This is a genomic window from Nostoc sp. JL31, from assembly GCF_017114965.1.
GTDB classification, from domain to species: domain Bacteria; phylum Cyanobacteriota; class Cyanobacteriia; order Cyanobacteriales; family Nostocaceae; genus Nostoc; species Nostoc punctiforme_A.
The window spans coordinates 40,880-61,167 of record NZ_JABXKO010000088.1 but is presented as its reverse complement, the minus strand read 5'-3'; the positions used below and the strand labels follow the sequence as shown (position 1 = coordinate 61,167).

At 42.3% G+C, this 20,288-nt stretch carries 19 protein-coding genes; 14 read left to right on the top strand and 5 right to left on the bottom strand.

Going from position 1 to position 20,288, the window contains the following annotated elements; genetic code table 11:
- Positions 1–71 precede the first annotated feature (71 nt).
- From rnc to HWQ43_RS20335, 3 genes are all read right to left on the bottom strand, one after another.
- Positions 72–758, bottom strand: coding sequence for a ribonuclease III (rnc, locus tag HWQ43_RS20345; RefSeq protein WP_292737405.1), 687 nt, complete (start codon positions 756–758; stop codon positions 72–74).
- A 134-nt stretch (positions 759–892) separates the two neighbouring features.
- On the bottom strand, positions 893–1,693 hold the full coding sequence (locus HWQ43_RS20340; protein WP_292737403.1) for an NYN domain-containing protein: 801 nt from the start codon (positions 1,691–1,693) through the stop codon (positions 893–895).
- 506 nt (positions 1,694–2,199) lie between these two features.
- Positions 2,200–2,787, bottom strand: a complete 588-nt coding sequence (locus tag HWQ43_RS20335) for a Uma2 family endonuclease (RefSeq protein ID WP_292737401.1) — start codon at positions 2,785–2,787, stop codon at positions 2,200–2,202.
- A gap of 94 nt (positions 2,788–2,881) precedes the next feature.
- Between HWQ43_RS20335 and bchD the strand changes: the two genes are divergently transcribed.
- Complete coding sequence (gene bchD / locus HWQ43_RS20330) at positions 2,882–4,915, top strand: magnesium chelatase ATPase subunit D (protein WP_292737399.1); 2,034 nt, start codon at positions 2,882–2,884, stop codon at positions 4,913–4,915.
- A 67-nt stretch (positions 4,916–4,982) separates the two neighbouring features.
- Here the strand turns inward: bchD and HWQ43_RS20325 are convergent, their stop codons facing one another.
- Together HWQ43_RS20325 and HWQ43_RS20320 are read right to left on the bottom strand one after the other, a co-directional pair.
- A complete protein-coding gene (locus HWQ43_RS20325; RefSeq protein WP_229498888.1) occupies positions 4,983–5,768 on the bottom strand; it encodes an RNA polymerase sigma factor SigF in 786 nt (261 codons plus the stop codon).
- Complete coding sequence (locus HWQ43_RS20320; RefSeq protein WP_292737397.1) at positions 5,729–5,926, bottom strand: hypothetical protein; 198 nt, start codon at positions 5,924–5,926, stop codon at positions 5,729–5,731. Before HWQ43_RS20320 ends, HWQ43_RS20325 begins: the two co-directional genes overlap by 40 nt.
- 454 nt (positions 5,927–6,380) lie before the next feature.
- Between HWQ43_RS20320 and HWQ43_RS20315 the strand changes: the two genes are divergently transcribed.
- The 13 genes from HWQ43_RS20315 (at position 6,381) to HWQ43_RS20255 (ending at position 20,196) form a co-directional block, all read left to right on the top strand.
- Positions 6,381–7,688: a Fis family transcriptional regulator gene (locus tag HWQ43_RS20315; RefSeq protein WP_292737395.1), complete on the top strand. Its 1,308-nt coding sequence runs from the start codon at positions 6,381–6,383 to the stop codon at positions 7,686–7,688.
- Positions 7,688–11,164: a hypothetical protein gene (locus HWQ43_RS20310; RefSeq protein ID WP_292737393.1), complete on the top strand. Its 3,477-nt coding sequence runs from the start codon at positions 7,688–7,690 to the stop codon at positions 11,162–11,164. Before HWQ43_RS20315 ends, HWQ43_RS20310 begins: the two co-directional genes overlap by 1 nt.
- On the top strand, positions 11,157–13,916 hold the full coding sequence (locus tag HWQ43_RS20305; RefSeq protein WP_292737390.1) for a DUF3962 domain-containing protein: 2,760 nt from the start codon (positions 11,157–11,159) through the stop codon (positions 13,914–13,916). Before HWQ43_RS20310 ends, HWQ43_RS20305 begins: the two co-directional genes overlap by 8 nt.
- A gap of 112 nt (positions 13,917–14,028) precedes the next feature.
- Positions 14,029–14,757: a Bax inhibitor-1 family protein gene (locus tag HWQ43_RS20300; protein ID WP_292737388.1), complete on the top strand. Its 729-nt coding sequence runs from the start codon at positions 14,029–14,031 to the stop codon at positions 14,755–14,757.
- Positions 14,758–14,998: 241 nt separating this feature from the next.
- Positions 14,999–15,175, top strand: coding sequence for a hypothetical protein (locus tag HWQ43_RS20295; protein ID WP_292737386.1), 177 nt, complete (start codon positions 14,999–15,001; stop codon positions 15,173–15,175).
- The gene (locus HWQ43_RS33860) at positions 15,097–15,402 is read left to right on the top strand and encodes a peptide chain release factor-like protein (protein ID WP_366932869.1); all 306 of its coding nucleotides are present in this window, start codon (positions 15,097–15,099) and stop codon (positions 15,400–15,402) included. Before HWQ43_RS20295 ends, HWQ43_RS33860 begins: the two co-directional genes overlap by 79 nt.
- A 130-nt stretch (positions 15,403–15,532) precedes the next feature.
- Positions 15,533–15,775: a hypothetical protein gene (locus tag HWQ43_RS20285; RefSeq protein ID WP_292737384.1), complete on the top strand. Its 243-nt coding sequence runs from the start codon at positions 15,533–15,535 to the stop codon at positions 15,773–15,775.
- A gap of 165 nt (positions 15,776–15,940) precedes the next feature.
- Positions 15,941–17,063, top strand: a protein-coding gene (gene prfB / locus HWQ43_RS20280) for a peptide chain release factor 2 (RefSeq protein ID WP_292737382.1) whose coding sequence is annotated in 2 segments (ribosomal slippage) — positions 15,941–16,012 and positions 16,014–17,063 — 1,122 coding nt in all. Because the reading frame shifts where the segments join, the coding sequence is not laid out codon by codon here.
- Between the two features lie 130 nt (positions 17,064–17,193).
- Positions 17,194–17,349, top strand: a complete 156-nt coding sequence (locus HWQ43_RS20275) for a DUF3285 domain-containing protein (protein ID WP_094350437.1) — start codon at positions 17,194–17,196, stop codon at positions 17,347–17,349.
- A 39-nt stretch (positions 17,350–17,388) separates the two neighbouring features.
- Positions 17,389–17,916, top strand: a complete 528-nt coding sequence (gene ybeY, locus HWQ43_RS20270; RefSeq protein WP_292737430.1) for an rRNA maturation RNase YbeY — start codon at positions 17,389–17,391, stop codon at positions 17,914–17,916.
- Positions 17,917–18,069: 153 nt separating this feature from the next.
- Complete coding sequence (locus tag HWQ43_RS20265; RefSeq protein ID WP_292737380.1) at positions 18,070–18,522, top strand: diacylglycerol kinase family protein; 453 nt, start codon at positions 18,070–18,072, stop codon at positions 18,520–18,522.
- Positions 18,523–18,825: 303 nt separating this feature from the next.
- Positions 18,826–19,425, top strand: coding sequence for an aminodeoxychorismate/anthranilate synthase component II (locus HWQ43_RS20260; protein ID WP_292737378.1), 600 nt, complete (start codon positions 18,826–18,828; stop codon positions 19,423–19,425).
- A 3-nt stretch (positions 19,426–19,428) separates the two neighbouring features.
- On the top strand, positions 19,429–20,196 hold the full coding sequence (locus tag HWQ43_RS20255; RefSeq protein WP_292737376.1) for an MBL fold metallo-hydrolase: 768 nt from the start codon (positions 19,429–19,431) through the stop codon (positions 20,194–20,196).
- Positions 20,197–20,288: the final 92 nt, after the last annotated feature.

The window sequence follows — 20,288 nt, the reverse complement described above, 5'->3', positions numbered from 1 at the left end:
ATTTTTTTTGCGCTTTTTCAATGTTATGAAGCTTCTAATTTTAAAATTCTCAAAATTTATGAACCCATAAACTATAAAAAACCTTGTTGTTTCAACTTAGCTAGCGCATCTTCAGCAGCAGCTTTTTCTGCATCTTTTTTATTGCGTCCCTTACCTTCTCCGTAAATTTTTTCATCTACCAATACTTTTGCGATGAATTCTGGCGCGTGAGAAGGGCCTCCTATTTGTTCTGTGAAATATTTGGGGGGATTTGGGGTAACATTGCGTTGCACCCATTCTTGAAAGCGGTTTTTTGAGTCTACATTAGAACGGGGTACAACTATATGCTTAGGATCTACAGAATCAAAGAGTGGTTCTATAATTGCGCGAACTGCTTCAATATTGGAATCATTATCCAAATAGTAAGCACCAAGAACTGCTTCAAAGGTACTACTGAGCAAATTAGGATTTTGGTAGCCTCCATCTCGAATTGCACCTTTTCCTAACCGCATCCTAAAGTCTAAACCCACTTCCTCAGCGAACTTTGCTAATTGCTTTTCATCTACCAGCGCCGAACGTCGTCGGGTTAATTCATCTTCTCCCATTTCTGCATGACGACCATAGAGATATTCGCCACTTAAGAAATTCAGCAAAGCATCACCAAGGAATTCTAGGCGTTCATTATGTTCGCCTTCTCCGGGGTTTTCATGGACGTAAGAACGGTGAGTCAGCGCACGACGTAGAAGTTTTTCATTATGGAATATTAGAATTTTGTGCATTTTATCTTGTTTCTTGTTGCAGAAATTGACTATTGGGAAACTGTACAAGTGTGATTGTCTTTAGACATGAAAAAACCGCATATAGCGGTGTTGCTAAAACCCAGCTTTTACTCAACTGGGTTTTTAAAAGTTTTTTAAGCAGCTAGTTTGTCTAACTCAACTAAAAATAATTCCTGACCTTGCTTTTGAACTTTACCATCCCTGACAGCAGCATCAATAAACTGGCTAAAACTCTTAAATTTCTTGCCATCATCTGTAGAAATAGTTAAGTATCCTTGATACTTAGTACAACGTTGACGCATTAATTTATCAATGCGACCAAATACGGTAGGCTTACCTTGGCTTGAGACAGTTTTGATAGCTTCAATTAAATATTCTATAGCGTCTTTGTAATTAATCTGAGACACAATGTCTATATTTTGAGGTTGAGTCTTATTGCTATTGGCAACTAGCTGAGGTAATTCATCTACAAAGTGGAAGTTATCATTACCAACCAGTTTAATCAACTTTGGACTCTCACTACCTCGTTGAGCAAAGACAATGACTTTTTTACCCATAGCTTTGAGAATGGAAATTAATACAGCAAAATCCTTGTCTCCTGAGAATAGGATAATATTCTTTAGAGAAGAATTAAAAGCAACTGCCTCATAACAGTCATCTTTAAGTCGTTTGTCTGCACTATTTTTTGAGGTATCAGGAACATTAACACATCTAAAACCAAGCTCTTTTAGTTTATTTGAGGAAGCAACTTGGTCTTGACGCTGTGAATTGTAATAAATATTTTTGCAAGATACAGTCCCGTTAGATTCTGCAAATTGCAGCACTAAACTAGCGAATTTTATGATTGAGGGAACGTTCTGAATATCGCAAAAAATGCCAGTATAATCTTTTTTCTGGCTTACTTGTTTTTTGGAGGGTAGATGATAGCTTGTCATTTGAGTATGTCCAGAGTTGGTTTAAGGAAACTGGACAGCTTCAATAAATTACACATCTAGTAGCAGCCTAGCTTTATGAAAGAGATTTATACTAAAAAAGCATTTCCCTTTTCCTTGCTAGGCTCTCTATTTACAAATTTAATTGATTTCTAGTCTAAGAAGGTAAAATCCCTGGCTTACTGCTAGGTATCAGGTTATTCATTCCGCCGAACATTCACGCAAATATATTATTTTCCTTGCTGATAGTCTAATCAATCAATTGACCTGACATCAGGCTGAATGTTCAGCCGAAGGAATAACGCGATACTTAGCGGTAAGCTAGGGATTCTACGTTCTTAGACAACAATCAATAATTTGCACTTGTCGAATTTTGTTTTAGAGTGCATTTGTTTTGCTGCCGTTGTTATATATCTAACATGAGCTTAATCTGTGTGTCAAGAAGTTTAAAATCACTATAAGCCATAAAACTTACTCCTTAGCCTTATGACTGAATCATATAACAAAGATTAAAAATTCAGCTTTGGCGGAAACACTCTACTCAAATCGAGAGATAAATCAGGAAAACAAGGAAAATTTATCACCTGAGTGGACAGGAAGATTCGCTTATTTGAATAACCATGTTTACCTTCATTATCCTGATATGGTTCACTGTAAGCTTCCAAATAATTATCGAATAAATTGAATATCCAATAATCAGTAATACCAGCTTTAGCATAAAGAGGTATTTTAACATCTTGGTCATAAGCTAAAGAAGAATCTGAAACCTCCATCACCAATAACACATCAGTCGGTTTAGGGTGAGACGAGAGATAATTATCATCTCGGTTTTGAACAATCGCAAAATCAGGTTCAGGTTCGCTGTTAGGTGGCAAAGTAATCGGGGCTTGAGATTGCAAAGTTGCCCTATCTCCTACAATTTTTGGGAGTTGCTTCCACAAATTCCTTAAACAAGTTTCATGGGCTTTACCTTTGGATGCCATTTCAATAATTTCCCCATTGATTAATTCAATGTGGTCATCTTCATGGAAAAAGCCCAATTCTCCAAGTCTGTGGTATTGATCTAGTGTGAAGCGTTTAGCCTGAGCAATACTCATAACCCTACCTTTCTATACATTGCGATCGCACTTATATTCTAAATGTGCCAGAAATTGGTATGCTAAAGGCCGAGACTCGCTATGAAAGCAAACAATGCCTGCGCCTACTATCAACCCCACAATCACTGCTTTTCCCTTGACAGCCGTAGTTGGTCAAGAAGCAATTAAATTAGCCTTGCTTTTAGCAGCCGTTGATCCTGGTTTGGGAGGAGTGGCGATCGCAGGTCGTCGCGGTACGGCAAAATCTGTAATGGCTCGTGCTATCCACGCTCTACTACCGCCCATTGAAGTTGTCAAAGGGTCAATCAGTAATTGTGACCCCAACCACCCAGAAGAATGGGACGATCAACTTTTGGCGGAGTACGCAGACAAAGACATTCAAGATGTTCCCGTCGAAATTATCCCCGCGCCTTTTTTGCAAATTCCTCTAGGTATTACAGAAGACCGACTATTAGGTTCCGTGGACGTTGAAAAGTCGGTAAAACAAGGTGATACCATTTTTCAGCCCGGTTTACTCGCTACAGCAAATCGGGGTGTACTGTACGTAGATGAAATTAATTTATTAGATGACCAAATATCAAATCAGCTTCTAACAGTATTGTCTGACGGACGGAACCAGATTGAACGGGAAGGTATTAGTTTTCAGCATCCGTGTAAATCCTTATTTATTGCCACCTACAATCCAGAAGAAGGCGGATTACGGGAGCATTTATTAGATAGAATTGCGATCGCACTCTCTGCTGACGGTGTACTCGGCTTAGATCAAAGAGTAGAAGCAGTTGAACAAGCGATCGCTTATTCTAAATCTCCCCAAGACTTCCTCAAACAGTACAACGAAGATTTAGACTCACTCAAAACCCAAATCATCTTGGCGCGAGAATGGTTAAAAGAAGTAATCATCACCCATGAACAAATTGCCTATTTAGTGGATGAGGCTATTCGTGGAGGAGTTCAAGGACATCGCGCTGAGTTATTCGCCACGCGGGTTGCTAGAGCTGCGGCGGCTTTGGAGGGACGGACAACAGTTAATGCCGAAGATTTGCGCCGTGCTGTAGAACTGGTAATTGTACCACGCGCCACAGTTGTGCAGACACCACCACCAGATCAAGCACCGCCACCGCCTCCACCGCCGCCACAACAGAATCAAGAAGAACCGCAGGACGAATCAGAAGAGGAAGAAGAGGAACAAGAAGAACAAGAAGAAAATCAAGAGCAAGAACCCCCTAGCATCCCGGAAGAGTTTATCTTTGATCCAGAAGGGGTAATTCTTGATGACAACGTGCTGTATTTTACTCAAATGGCGAAGCGGCAAGGTAAATCTGGTAGTCGCAGTGTCATCTTTTCCGATGACAGGGGACGCTACATTAAGCCAATGTTACCCAAGGGGAAAGCGCGACGCATTGCAGTAGATGCCACCCTCAGAGCTGCGGCTCCTTATCAAAAAGCACGCAGAGAAAGGCAACCAGATAGAAAAGTTATTGTCGAACAACCTGATATTCGCTCGAAACGCCTGGTACGCAAAGCCGGGGCGTTGGTAGTATTTGTGGTAGATGCTTCTGGCTCAATGGCCCTGAATCGAATGCAATCGGCTAAAGGTGCGGTGATGCAACTGTTAACAGAAGCTTATCAAAACCGCGACCAAATAGCATTAATTCCCTTTCGAGGAGAACAGGCAGAAGTATTATTGCCTCCAACACGTTCTATTGCTTTGGCACGTAACCGTTTGGAAAGGTTGCCCTGTGGTGGGGGTTCGCCCTTAGCGCATGGTTTAACTCAAGCTGTACGCGTCGGCTTAAATGCTCAGATGAGTGGAGATATTGGACAAGTTGTCCTTGTAGCAATCACCGATGGGCGGGGTAATATTCCCTTAGCGCGTTCTTTAGGTGAACAGCTTGAACCAGGAGAAAAGCCAGATATCAAAGGAGAATTATTAGAAATTGCTGCTAGAATTCGTGCTTTGGGGATGCAACTATTAGTAATTGATACGGAAAGTAAATTTGTGTCTACTGGCTTTGCTAAAGAATTATCGCAAACAGCAGGTGGTAAATATTATCATTTGCCAAAAGCGACAGACCAAGCTATTGCTGCTATGACCAAAGGTGCGATCGCTGATTTAAAATCTAGATAATTAGTTATTTGTCATTTGTCATTTGTCAGTTGCTTTTCTACTAACCACTGACCATTGACTAATAACATCAAGACCCAGTAGGCATTACCTGTGGTTGCAAATAACAAATCAAATCTTGAATTCCCTTTTGCAGATAGCGCGTTACTGTCATTGGACTAGTACCAATATTTTTAGCAGCATCCTTGCGAGAAAGTTCCTTCAAAAATACCATTTCAACTGCCATACGGGGCTTTTCTTCTAACATATTTATTGCGCCTTGGAGTTGTTGGCGTTCTTCTTCTTGTTGCAGAAGCACATGAGAACGAGGACAAGGAAGTGCCTCACCCAAGGTTATTTGGCAATCAACATAATTAACTGCGGTTGCATCTAAACTCAAGGGCATACGGTTTTGAGCAGCCAACTTGGTTTCTTGCCACTCTTGTACAGATACCCGAAGTTGGCTGGCAATTTCAGCATCCTTGGGCGGACGACCTAAAGAGATTGACAAGTCCTTGCGAATCTTTTGTCCTTCATTGTATAATTCTTGCCAACGACGGGGAATTTTTAATAGAGTACTGCGATCGCGCAAAAAGTGCAGCATCTCACCACGAATATATGGCACTGCAAAGGAGCTAAAAGCATATCCCTGGCTAGGATCGAAGCGCTCAATAGCCCTAATCAAACCAAAATAACCGATTTGTTCTAAATCTTCATAAGGTTCATTACATTGATGGCTGAATTTATGAGCCATCTTTCGCACTAAGCCAGTGTGTAACTGTACAAGTTTATTACGAAGTTTAATAGAAGGATTCTGGTGGTACAAGTGTAATAATTCTATACCATCAGTTCGTAAAGAGGACTCACTTGTTGCCATATACATTCCTTTGTTGTAACTCCTATTCCTGAGATAATGGAGTTGCGTATATTTTCTTCTAAGCTGTTATTATTTTGCTTAGTCAGGGAAGAATAAGCCATCGTCGTTTCACTGAACTTATCAGGGGCCGAACTCCACAATTCAGTATTTGTACGCATGATTTTGCGAACCTCTCTGTTACAGGTTATTTTTACTTTTTATATAACTCTTGAATGGTAAATAATCTTTAGCTTTTGCAACAAAAACTAGCTATTTATGCTGAACAATGCCTAACTGACCGAATAGCCATCTGTCATAATGAGAGCGACGTGAATTGGTACTGAATAAATCGCAAAAGAAACTGGGCAACTTTATCTTTTAGTACGCACCGTCATTAATAAAGGTCGAAAATCCAAATTGAAAGTTGGGTCGAAGAACAAAACCTAAGCTACAAAAAACATAATTCCGACTCATTTTTATGGGAATTTGTACTTAGTTGGGTCTTGAGGTGCATTTCTATTCAATATTGATTGGTAAGATGGAAACTTTGGAAACTTAGTGGAAACATAGAAACAGGTGATTGACATGCCAGTTTGGTGGGTGTCACACTTCTGCTAAACAGGAGGGTGAACAATGAAAATCACCAAACACCGACAAAAAATTCTCGATGCACTTCAGCAATGGTTTAGTATCCATAAACAAGGGCCAACTCTAGAAGAGTTGTGTCAAGAACTCGGAATGCAACCACGTCACAAAGCAACAGTTCAGAAGTGGTTGCAAACTATGCGCGGTATAGACGTGGAATGGGATGACCACAGCGCCCGCAGTCTTCGCCTCCTCACATCTGAACCGGAAAAATCCTCCTTACAGCTATCTGTTACCGATACTCTGCGGTATCTGGCTACTGGCGTGGTGCAGTGGGAAAAACTTGAGCTAGAAAAGCGAAGTCAAGTACCAGAAGCCCTTCGCATTGGTATGTCCCGTATGTACTTAACTTCCTTACTACGGGGAGAACAAGCCCCAGAGAACCTACCTCAATTTTTTGATTGGGCGGAAACATCAATTACTTCCTGGAAACCAGCCCAAGAGATTAAATATCTTTCGCCAGATGTCAGCGTTATAGAAGACGGAGTAGTTTCCGATTTTGCTACAGAATGGCAAGTTTCGGGTAATGATGTGGTGGCGCAGGTACAAGAGTCAGTACTGAAAGATGTACTGGAATACTGTCGGGGAAATCAGTTAGAAGATGCTTATCGCGCTTTTCGACAACTGATTATTACTAAACCCACTCTTCATTACTCAGAATATTGCCAACAGCTACGTTTACCCGAACTCAGACCACTGCGGGAGTTATTGTCACGGTTAGAAATCTATGTCGATATGGATAAGTTGGCAGAAGGCAGGGTCTATCATCTGTGTCCACGCTGCAAGTATGTGCAACGCCAACGCCCTGATGGTACATATACCTGCCGTAACCCTTGGTGTGAAAGACTTTGTGCAAGTAGTAGCTTTCAACCATTGCCACCTATTCCTAAAGAAAAAGCAGAGGACTGGAAAGCTGTTACCCCTGGCGTACATTTGTACGGTACACTGCCGGGAATTTGGGAAATTCAACTCAAAGAAGAACTTACAAAATTGGGTTTGCGCGTTACTCTCTGGCCTTTTGTCGATGAATTTGACTTACTTGTAGAGTTCCCGCGCAAAGTTCGTTGGGCAATTGATTTTAAAGATTGGTCATCTGTGGATGAAGAACGTTTGCAAAAGGTGCAGTATCGGCGTGATGCAACAGAAACTTTTGTAGTTTTTCCAGATGAACGCGAAGACTATTTGCGGATAAAGGTAGTGCGCGAACAACTAGAACCTGAACTTGAAGGGGTGCGCTTGCGCTTATTTAGCGAAATCATCACTCAGGCTCAAGCAATTTTAGGGAAGAAAAAATAATGCGTGACACCATTAGCTGGCGCAAGGATCTGTGTAAAAAACTCCGCAACTCGGATGAATTACAACAGCATGTAGTATCTAGTTTAGTTAACGCAGATACTAAGGTACAACAGCGAGAACTTAAGCGTCTTGCCCAACTCATTGCTGATGTGGAATTGGGATTAACCTTACTTAAGGAAGTAGCACCAGAAGAACCTGCAACTTCTGTGGAAGCCTTGCTGAAAGGATATCGCTTTTCAGTTGAACAATTACAAAGCGATCGCAACTGGCAACTTATACAAAATGCTCGTTTCTATTTGATTAAGCGTAAAGGCAGACAATGGCTGCGAGTTCTTCAGGAGTATATCAACTTACCTGAAATTATTAGAATCTATAGCCTTGAAGAGGCAAGGAATGTTCCTCAAACTATTCCATCCAGTACCTACCCAACTCGTTTAGAGAAGATATATCTTCCAACCTTATTAAAAACTCCACAGCATAGACAACGAAAAGTCAAATTAGCAAATGAGGGGCGGTGGTATGCCAAGATTTCCCAAAAAGGTAACTCTCCAGTTGAGGTTCCTATTGATATTCCCAAGGAAGTTGCTAACATAGCACCTTCGTCTGTAGTATCCCTTCGTCGCACACGGACTAAGCAGAATCCACAGTGTCGCGTTACCCGTGAAGAATTAATACTAGCTGCCCAAGAAATGGACGATAAATTGTCCCAGTTTGGGCAACAAGAAAATTATCGTAACCGCTTGGAAAATATCCTCTTCCAGCTATACGATGCTGAATCAGATAATTTCCAGCACGGTAATCAGCTAACTTTAGAGGGTCTTATCCACATTGTCGGGCTTTTGAATGTGGGCAAGTCTACCCTGTTGGAAATTCTGATTTACTTCTTCGCTAAACAGGGCGATCGCTGTGGGTTGATGGTGAATGATGTTGCTACAGCAGTGCGCCTCGCTTCTTTGTTCTGCCACAAATTAGGAATTCCTGCTGCACCAGTGTTGGGTAGTAAACGCCAAGAGCAACTTGCAAAAGTCTACGAACCTATTCTCAAAAATGAGGGTAAGGAAATTACTAAGGGAGGGATGCATCCTGCATGGCGTTGGTTTAGTCCAGTCTGTCCACTTTTACCTTTAGTGCAATCAGAAGATAAGTGGGAATTTGGCAATGAACCTTGTCACAAGCTTTACCAAAAAGTTCTTGTAGCTGATAATGATGATTCTGATGATGAAGACTGGCAGGAAAGTGATGAAAAATACACTTGTCCCTGTTATTACAAATGTCCACGTCACCATTTAGAACACGACATTGCTACAGCTTCAGTATGGATTTTCACCCCTGCTAGTTTCATTCATACTCGTGTACCCCGCCAGGGATTTGAACAAGACTTGACCTTTGCTGAGGCTGTTTATCGAGAATGTAAATATCTATTCGTTGACGAAGCCGATCGCGTGCAGATTCAGTTTGACGAAGAGTTTGCCCCTGATGAAGTCTTAGTCGATGGTTCTGGAAACTCATTTTTAAATAAACTCGGACTTAACTCGGCGACGATTTACAATTCCGATCGCGGTGATATGGCAGGCGATCGCTTTGTTGCTTGGACAAGCGCACACTACCATACCCAAAATGCTACTAACCGCATCTATCACCTACTCCTCACCCACTCAAAATTGGTTGCGTGGTTGGGGCCACTTCCTTTTACAGGTCGTTCTCTATTTGCTCGGATTATCCGTGACCTAGTTGATCCACCTGAGATTCCTGTCTCAGCGAAGCCGAAACTAACTCGCCAAGAAATCATGGAAGAACGGCGTAAACGTATCATTGAAGCAGACTTGGCTCCCACAGAGCAACGTCGCCGCCGCAAACAAATGATGGATCAACTAGATGGATTTTTACAACATCCGCTCAATCCCCGTCGTGGTGGTGAACTTTCAGGTTTGGCGTTGACAATACTAACTGCGGAAGATGACCGTCAAGCCTTAGCTGAAATTGCTCCTTGGTGCAAAAGATGGATAGAAATCCATAATCTTTGCCTACCAGATGAGACTCAATTTGAGGAACTAACCCGAAATCTCCAGTTTGCGATTTTAGTCACCATACTCGACAACCGCCTGGGTTTTATAGTTGATAATCTGAGCGACCTCGGTCGCGTAATTAACTTGCACGACTCAAGCCAAGACCTTTTACATCGTCCACCGGATGACTTCCTCCCAGTTTTACCAGAATCGCCAGTGGGAAATATTCTAGGTTTTTTGTATAAGCAAGAACGTAGTGCTAAAAAAGCTGGCAAGTTGGACTATTTCCGCTATGTGGGTGTAGGTCGTGCGTTACTGTTAAATTTCCCAAAACTGTTTGCAGTTGACGATTGGGACGGGCCACATACTGTTTTGATATCAGGTACTAGCTACGCTCCGGGTTCGCCAGCCTATCACATTAATATAAAACCCACTGTATTGTTGCAATCTAGAACTGGTGAGGCAGGTATAGCTGAAAGTCAATTTTTCTTTAGTCCGAAACAGAATCCGCAAGCAAACTATATTGCTTTATCAGGATTGCCACCTGCAAGACGCAAACTTGCAGCTAAAGAAATGGTGGAGGCTATGTGCTACTCGGTAAGAGGTGGAGAGAGTTTTCTAGATGGGGTATTTCAGGATTTAGAACAGCGAAAACAACAGCAACCTGAATGGTGGAGCGATCGCGATCGCATCTTGATTGTCGTGGGTAGCTACGACGAATCGGAGTGGGTCACGTCTATTTTACAATCGCGCTACCGCTTCGATGTAAACATCAACGATGACGGTATTGCCACCCTCCGGCGCGACAATGCTCCTACTCATCTTCATGGGATTCTGCGAAGCGAAATCAGGAATTTACAACATTTACCCACCCAGATTGTAGTTGCTCCTTTGATGGCTCTAGAGCGGGGTCATAACATCTTGAATGCTCAAGGCAAAGCTGCATTTGGTGCAGTTTTATTCCTCAATAGACCTATGCCAGTACCTGATAACTGGCAATCTACTGTTCAGCAACTCAACGCTTGGGCGCTGAAACACGAAAAAGACTCCACTCTTTATGAAGAAGCTCAATCAATATCGGGGAACCTAACCCTAACTCAGGTTGCAGATATCTTCTACCAGAATGCCGTTGCCGAGATGGTCAACTTGAACTATGCAGCGTGGGCTTTTAAGCAACTAACACAAGGAGAGCGATCGGTACTTTGCTGGACTCAGTTAGTAAGTATCTGGCAAATCATCGGGCGTTTGGTGCGTGGTGGTGTACCAGCAGTAGTCCATTTTATAGATGTGAAATTCGCCCCAAATTCAGCAATTGGCGAACAAGACAGCGAAAGTACTTCACTTTTGGTTGCCATCATCAAGGTGCTGGAACCTTATGTAGAAGGTGAGGATGTGCTGGCGCGATCGCTCTATGGAGCTTTTTTAAATGCGTTGAAACAAATGAGAGAAAGAAACTTAAACTATGACTAAAACTATTCTTCCTGGTGCTTGGGAACTTACTGCAACGAATCCAACATACGAACTTTATGCAATCTATGTCCCTACAACATGGCGACAAGTCGCCAACAGCCTTGCTCAACAGCGTGCCAGACTCCAAGGTAAAAGTTATCGGGCTGTACCAGTTTATTCCCTCGATCCCCTGGTAGTTGGTAGTTTTCCCAAAATTATCAAGACTTTGCGTAATGGCTGGCAAAAAGACAATATACCTTGGTTATTAGCAACAGAAACTACAGACCTTTCTGACTTGGGTAATTTGATCAAAGATTGGTTGATAGAAGAATTCAGTTCCTTGCAGGATGTCGAGTCACAGCTTATAAATCTGAATAATGATGATTGGCAATGGGAAAATTCACAAATCTATGAATTACTGCATCCTCAAAATAAAGTCGAAACAAGCAACCTTTACCAAGCAATTCCAGATTACCTTGCCAAGGAGTTTCTCAAAAACCCAAGAGTTTCTTTTGGTGTCGATGAGCAGTATCAACTAACATTTTACCGAGTGGTCAGCCTCCAAGGCGCTGAGTTAATGTCATGGCCTCCCAGCGAAATTACGGTAACTAAAGGAAACGAAACAACAGAAACAGCATACATCTCATTTGTCCTTGAGTTTGTTTTGCAAACAGTTCCCTGGCGCGAAAAACCTATTGTTTATCATCATTTATCAATTCGACGGTGGCTGACTAAACCTTTGAATTATGTACCTTATCCAGGCGTGAAAGCTCATATTGGTGATAACCGTCGGTGGTTAGATGGACAACGCCAAACCTTTTGCTTTATTCCACTGATGATGAACCGTTATGGAAAGGAAGTGAAATGGCCTCAAGCCATCAGCAATCTTTTTTCTCTCAATGACTCTCAACTTCCTGACGCAAATAATTTCGTTTCTAACCCAAATCATAACTGGTCAGGTGTCAACACAATTCCTAGTGGTATCCAAGCTGCGATCGCCTACACTTCTAAATTAGGAGAACCACCCTGCTTTGCTGGTGTCAGTCCACAAGATTTGGCTAGTTTAGATCAAGCTATTGAAGCACATCTCCCTGTTCAGAGAGTGGGTGAAGCTGAGAGAGTGACAGGTAACATTTTTATTTTCTGGCCTTTAGAGAAACCCAAACAGAAAATTGTTCCTCTGCTTGCTGACGAAGATATCCAATCTCCCCAGCCAAAAAAAGCCAAGAAATCTGACAATCCAAATCATTCATACACTCCAATGCTGCGACCAAAACTAGCAGCACCAGCAGTATTTCGTGAAGCTGAAAATCCCCTCCGTACCATACTGATTTTGTGGGAAACTCCACAATGTCGTGATGCACTAATTGCTGAAATTTCCCAGTTACTGTATTTATCGCCCACAAAGATAGAAAATATCTATCAAGGTTCCTATGGTTCTTTATGTATCAAGACTCAACATGTTGGCGACCTCACACAAGACCTGGAAATTAAACATTTCTCTGAAGCAAGGAAAACTTATCAACAGCAACGTCCTAATTTATTAGTAGAGCGCATTAATCAAATTACCGCATTCCTAGCCCAAACTAAAGAACTAAGTGGGGCATTAATCGAAATTAGACCGAAACCTCGTATATCCGAGGCTGATCCCAAGCTGGCTTGGCGAATTGGGGCAATGAAAGCAGGCTATCTCAATCAACACATTCACCGAATAACCACCGAAACCGATGCAGATAAGCTGAAAAAATCTGGTTTGGAACCAGTAAAACGAGCAGTATCAGACTTACTAAGGCAATTTGGAATTTTACCTGATACTCCTTTAATTAATTTCAAAAAAGATGGCATTGATCCTAATGTTTGGTTAACGTGTTTTTATGTCCTACGCCGCACCCGCAAAACCAATGCCGAAAATGTTCCCAAAACTGTTGTTTTGATGATCAGAGTTAATCCAATAATAGCTAAAGTAGAATTAACAACTCATGATTTATTTAAAGAACAAGGCTGGATATCATATCCTGTTGGACTCGCGCATCTTCTTGATGAAGACTGGGATTCTAACTCTTATGATGAAAGTAATGAAGAGCTTGATGATGAACAAAAGCGCAAAGAACAAACGAAAGAACAAAGGCTAATCAATAAGTTCGTTGCTGAATGTTTGCAAGAGTGTTTCAATACTCCAATTACTGATAAGAAACCCCCGCGTGTACTGTTCATGGCAGAAGCACTAAATGCCCGCAAAATATTGAACTGGCTACAAAACCGAAATTTACTGACTAATGATCCACTGCAAGCACTAAAACAGTACCTTTCACAAGAACAAATCAATCGTCTATGGGTTGTGCGCTTACGAATTGCAGATAGTGGTGAAGTACCAGTCGCTATTGTTAAAGATTCTCCTGGGAGCCGAACTAGTGGAGTTTACCGATGGCAGGGTGTGTGTGATGATGGGGAGCGATCGCTCTACCTGAGCGTTAGAAAGGCGTTGTATACTGAACGAGGCACAACAATATTACAAAAAAATCAGTCTCGCCTTGATAATGGCAGCAGGCAAGCTGGAAGAGCCAAAATCTTAGAAATAGCCTTGATTCATCACCCAGAAATCAAGGGCGACAAGCTAGCTCACTTTGTCCACTCTCTCAGGAGTCGCTGGCCTTATTTTGCCAATGATGTTTCCCTGCCTTTGCCTTTTCCCTTTGCAATCAAGGCTAAAGAGTATGCTATCAGTACTCAAGATCCAGTGGAATCGCCAGAGACTGAGGATTCCAATTTTTAACAACGAAGCTACCTTTCAGATTTTGCAACAATATTAAATCCTTGGCTGTTAACAGCAAAGATTGGTAACAATAGGAATAAGCACAACGTTTCCTAAAAAACAGTTTTTCAATATGAGCAATACCAGTAATTTTCGTGAAGCTATCCGTGAGGCTAAATCTCATGCCCTCGTTGGCCCAAACGTAATCGCCAACGCCCTCCCCTACGTCGGTGGTGGATTGGTGCTAACGGCATTAGGAACCTACGGCGGTTTGGGAGTTATCCGTACTAACCCCGAAATATTCTTTCCCACCTTCATCGGTGCGGTGATTTTGGAGTTAATTTTGTTCTTTGTTGCCCAAAATGTTGCTCAAAAAGGTAATAAGGGGCTTGCACTACCACTGTTGGCAACCTACAGCCTCTTATCTGGATATACCCTCAGTGGCTTGATATTCGTCGCTTTGAGATCCCAAGGTGTTGGCATTCAAGGCATTGGGTTGGCTGCCCTTGGTTGTGGCGTCACCTTTATTGCTGCCCGTCAAATAGGTTCAAATCTTTCTGAACAAGATGGGATGGCTTTGACGAAAACCATCAATCTTGGTGTCATTGCCTTGGTGGTTGTGTGTTTAGCGCAATTTGGGTTAGCCATGTTTGGTGTTTACACGCCAAATTGGTTAGAAATTGCCATCTCCGGCTTAGGAGTATTCCTATTTGTTGGGGTTTCTGTTGTCGATTTCTACATCTTGCCCCGCACTTACAGCGATGACCAATATCTGCCTGCTGCTTTGTCGATGTACCTGACTTACATCAACTTGTTCGTCTTTATCTTGCGGTTGCTAATTGCCATCAATGGCCGCGATTAATTGTCTGTAGACGCTAACACAAGTAAATTTTTATAAGGCGAAACCGTGGTTAAATTTTTCGCAGCCACGGTTTTTTTCATCCGTTTAACAGTAATATATGTAGATGAAGTTAAGCCTCAAGTGAGCAAAACTATTCTTGAACTCTTAAATATCAAAACCGAAGTAGAAAGGTTGTCTAATATCTTGACCAAGGCTAAAGGCTGTCTTTGACCTCCCAGAACTGAGTGCAAGAATTGAGGACTTGAATCAATCAATTTCTCAAGCTACTTTCTGGGATAATTCTGTCACTTTCTATCAGATCCTTCAAGAAATTGACTTCCTCAACACTACAAAGAAACAATATCAGCGATCGCACTTCATTCTAGAAGATATCAAGGCTGCACTAGAACTACTAGTGGCAGGCGGCATACTTGTCTAGCCAGTGTAGAAGTCAGCCCTATTTTAGATGAGTCTATTGATTTTGAGATTCCAGAGAAGCATTTAGAAATTACTTTGCCGCGCCATCGGGGGAATGTCAACCGCCCAGAAACATGGGTGCGGGTGTTTCATATTCCTAACGGGATTAGTGTATTTTCCGATCGAGAGCGCAGTCAGATGCGAAACAAAGAGAAAGCCTTATACCATTTCTTTGTGAAGCTGCGCTAAATCTCTTAATTTCTTATTTCTTCTCTTCGAGACGCTTCGCGTTGGCGAAGCCTCTCGTAGAGAAGGCGTACTTGGCGTCTTGGCGGTTCGTTCTTTATTTCTTGCACTATAGGCGCATCTTCATACAGAATTGGTATTATTTATTCTCAAGAGTAAACTGTTTGCGATCGCACTAGCCCAAATTGTCGAGCAAATTGACGAAATTCAACCCCGGCAGATAAAATCCCTATCCAACAAGCTCATCCGTGAATATATCTTGCATCCTTACACTCAGGTGAAAGATTTACGCACTAATTTAGAAACACCTGCTGCGACAGCAGTCTTAAACGGTGAAATTGATTTGTTTATCAAAGCCTATCTGCAACAAAATTAAACCACTTCTCTTACCAAAGAAGCGCTTGATAATTTCAAGTAATTTTTGGAACTTACCAAGTGATGCAGAGGAATTTGCCCAACTACAGCTAAAATTAATAAATACAAGTATAATAAAGAGCAATTTTCCAATTTAAAGCGCTCCATCTATTATTTAGCAAGCATTATGGATGTCCTAGAACTCAAACGCGAAATCGAAACGTTGTCTGGCCGCCTGGGTAAAACCCAGGACTATCTTTGACGTACCTGCACTGACAGCCAAAATTCAAGACCTCGAAAAAATATCCGCTCAACCAGAGTTTTGGAATGAGCAAAGCCAAGCCCAACAAACGCTACAAGAACTCAATGACCTGAAAGCCCATCTTCAGCAATATGATCGCTGGCACGCCAATCTAGAAGATACTAAGGCAGTTGTTGAGTTGTTGGAGTTAGAAACCGATGAGGCACTACTCCAAGAAGCGGAATCTACTATCACTAAACTGAATCGTGACCTTGATCAATGGGAGTTACAACAGTTACTTTCTGGCCCCTATGATGCGGAAGGTGCTGTACTGACGATTAGTGCTGGTGCTGGTGGCACAGATGCTCAAGACTGGGCATTTATGCTGATGCGGATGTACACCCGTTGGGGCGAAGCTCACGGCTATAAGGTAACTTTAGCTGAAGAGTCGGAGGGTGATGAAGCTGGAATTAAATCGGCAACCCTAGAAATTACTGGTCGCTATGCTTATGGTTACTTGCGTTCAGAAATGGGTACACATCGCTTAGTGCGGATTTCACCTTTTAATGCCAACGGGAAGCGACAAACCAGTTTTGCTGGGGTGGAAGTGATGCCACAGATTGATAACTCTGTGCAATTGGATATTCCAGACAAGGATTTGGAAATCACTACAACTCGCTCTGGTGGTAAAGGTGGGCAAAATGTCAACAAAGTGGAAACGGCGGTACGGATTGTTCACCTTCCCACGGGTCTTGCCGTGCGCTGTACAGAAGAGCGATCGCAACTGCAAAATAAAGAAAAAGCTCTAAATCGTCTCAAAGCAAAGCTGTTGGTCATAGCTAAAGAGCAACGTGCCCAAGAAATTGCCGAAATTCGTGGCGATATGGTGGAAGCCTCCTGGGGAAACCAAATCCGTAACTATGTGTTTCACCCTTATCAAATGGTGAAAGATTTGCGTACAAACACGGAAACAACAGCGATTGGTGATGTGATGAATGGCGAACTTGATACATTCATTCAAGCTTATCTGCGCCAAGAAAATAAACTAGTAGAAAACACTCCGGCATAAAGGCACTCATTACATAAAATCCCAATTACTAAGGCGTTTCACTGAGAAACGCCTTAGCAATATATGGGCGATCGCAATTCTATCCCAGACCAACTGTTACAGTTATAAAAGAGTCTGTAGACAAATAACTATGAGCAACTCACCTTCAACAGAACCTCAACCTAGCTACGTCAAACTCGCCATGCGAAACATGGTGCGGAAGGGTGGAACTTCCCTAAAGCATTTTGGATTGACTGCTGTAGGGCTTTTAGCTCTGCTTGTTGGTCTTGCTTACCTCACTCACTAACGACAAATCGTAAACCTCAGACAAGGAGACTGTGTGCCCCTGAGAGTTGAACTATATGTGGAGGAGTATTTTTATGAGTTGTCCCCGACAACATCTGTAAAGATTGACGAGACTGATGCCCGAATTACCCCTGAAACTTGGGAAAACTGGTTTAATCACTGGTTGGAAATACTTCAGCCTCAGATTCCACCAGCGCCAAGTTATGAAATCGGACTGCGTTTGACAGATGATTTACAAATTCAAGAACTGAATGCTCAATATCGTCAGCAAAATAAGCCGACAGATGTTTTAGCCTTTGCAGCTTTAGAGGTGGATTTTCCTCAAAGCAAAGAAATGCTTGCCTCTGTCCCATTATACTTAGGTGATATTATTGTGTCTGTAGATACAGCAGAACGCCAAGCTCAACAACAGGAACATAGCTTACCAACTGAGCTAGCCTGGTTAGCTGCTCACGGTTTATTGCATCTGTTGGGCTGGGATCATCCTGATGAAAAAAGTTTGGAGCGAATGTTAAAACAGCAAGTGGGATTGCTGAATGCAATAGGTATTGCTATTGACATGGAATAGCAGTAGCTGATGTATCTCTTAATGTCAATTTTGGGTAATACTTTTATAATACTTCTGTGGAAAATTGCCTAAAGATTGCCTCAAATTTAATTCTGCCATTAAGATCGGCGAATATTCCCACTGTAGCAACTCTGTTCTTGTGTTTTTAAGTCTATGTCCCAAAAAATTTCTCCACCAACGCCTACCTCGTTACAAACACTGGTGTCTAACGAACGGGAATTCTCCTGGAAAGTAGCCTCTAATTTATTTGTTAGTTTTAAATATGCCTGGGCTGGAATCAGCTATAGTTTTCAAACTCAACGTAATTTTCGCATTCACGTAAGTGTTTGTGCAATGGCGATCGCTTTAAGCGTTTTCTTGCATCTGCAAGCGGTAGAAATAGCTGTAATTGGTATAACTAGTGGTTTAGTTTTGGCATTAGAGTTACTAAATACAGCGATCGAGTCCGTTGTGGACTTAACCGTTAAGCAGACATACCATGAGTTGGCAAAAATTGCTAAAGATTGTGCGGCTGGTGCAGTCCTTGTCTCTGCTTTTGTAGCGATGCTAGTAGCAGGTACGCTATTGCTCCCCCCTCTGGTAAGGTTAATTATATCGGCTTTGTAAACGTGAGTTGCGTAGGCGAGCATTTAGCGCAGGCATTGCCAATTGACTCACACTCTGTCCGAATCCCCTTTGCACAATATATTCAAAATTTAAGTCGTGCGATGTCTACGACGGGCTACGCCAACGCACCAAGCGTCCTGGCTAAAGGATTCTTGGTAATCTTTAGAAAGTGGCCGCAGAGTAGCCGCTTTATATTTACGTGTCTACGTCAGCGTTATTTTTACACCTAACGAACAAATAGCATGAGACACTTATCTATGCTTTTTACAACTGATGAGTGGTAAAAACCAGGAGTGATGAGCTTTGATTATAGTTATCGACAATTACGACAGTTTTACATATAACTTAGTGCAGTATCTGGGAGAATTGGCATCAGAGTTCCCAGTGGCAAATGATATTAAAGTTTTTCGTAACGATAAGATATCCATAGATGAAATTCGGGCATTCAAGCCGGAAGCTGTGGTTATTTCTCCTGGGCCTGGTCGCCCGGAAGATGCCGGTATTTCTTTAGCATTGATTGAACAGCTAGGACAAGAGTTACCAATTTTGGGTGTCTGTTTGGGACATCAAAGCATTGGTCAAGTGTTCGGTGGTAAAATAATTCCTGCTCCAGAGTTGATGCATGGCAAAACCTCTCAGGTGTCTCACACTGGAGTGGGAGTTTTCCGGGGATTAGAAAATCCTCTAACCGCCACCAGGTATCACAGTTTGGTAATCGAACGTGAGACTTGCCCAGATGTGTTAGAAATCACCGCTTGGGTTGAAGATAACACCATTATGGGAGTGCGACACCGGAACTATCCTCACATTCAGGGCGTCCAGTTCCACCCAGAGAGTGTCCTGACATCTTCAGGAAAACAGTTATTGCGAAATTTTCTGGAACAGTTACAGTCAAGAGCATAATTAATGAAACGACGACAGTTGATGGGCTATGCTGGGGCGGGGTTGGTAACAGCTTTGGTTACTACCTTGGGTTCTGAATCTCAAGCTGACGCACAATCTAGCGGTTTATCAGTTAAGTGGTTGGGTCATACTTGCTTTCTTTTTACTGGTGGTGGTGCGAAAGTTCTCGTCAATCCATTTCGGACGGTCGGCTGTACTGCTGGATATCGTCCCCCAAAAGTTGCAGCAGATTTGGTGCTGATTAGCAGCCAACTGCTAGATGAAGGTGCTGTGGATGTACTACCGGGAAATGTAAAACTGATCTACGAACCTGGAGTTTACGAGTTCAAAGGCATTAAATTCCAAGGAGTTGCCATAGACCACGATCGCAAAGGTGGTAAGCAGTTTGGCTTAAATACCGCTTGGAGTTGGAAGCAAGGCGGAATTAATATCCTACACTTAGGCGGGGCTGCTGCACCCATTTCCATTGAGCAAAAAATCTTGATGGGGCGTCCCGATGTGGCATTTATTCCAGTGGGAGGCAGTGCAAAAGCCTACAATGCTGAGGAAGCAAAGCAGGCTGTTCAAGTTTTAAATCCCAAGTTAGTGATTCCGACTCATTACCGTACACAAGCGGCTGATGCTGCTAAGTGCGATCTTTCGCCATTGGATAATTTTCTGACCTTGATGCAAGGGATGACAGTGCGGCGTAGCAATGGAGATAGTATTTCCATTAGCCCTAAAGATTTGCCGGAAAAAGGGGAAATTCAGGTTTTGAGTTACAAATTTTGAATAAAGATGATTGGGAAAGAAGCAGAGGAAGCAGGGGGAAAATAATGACTCCTGCCTCCATCTCCTGAATTCAGAAATTCTGAATTCTGATT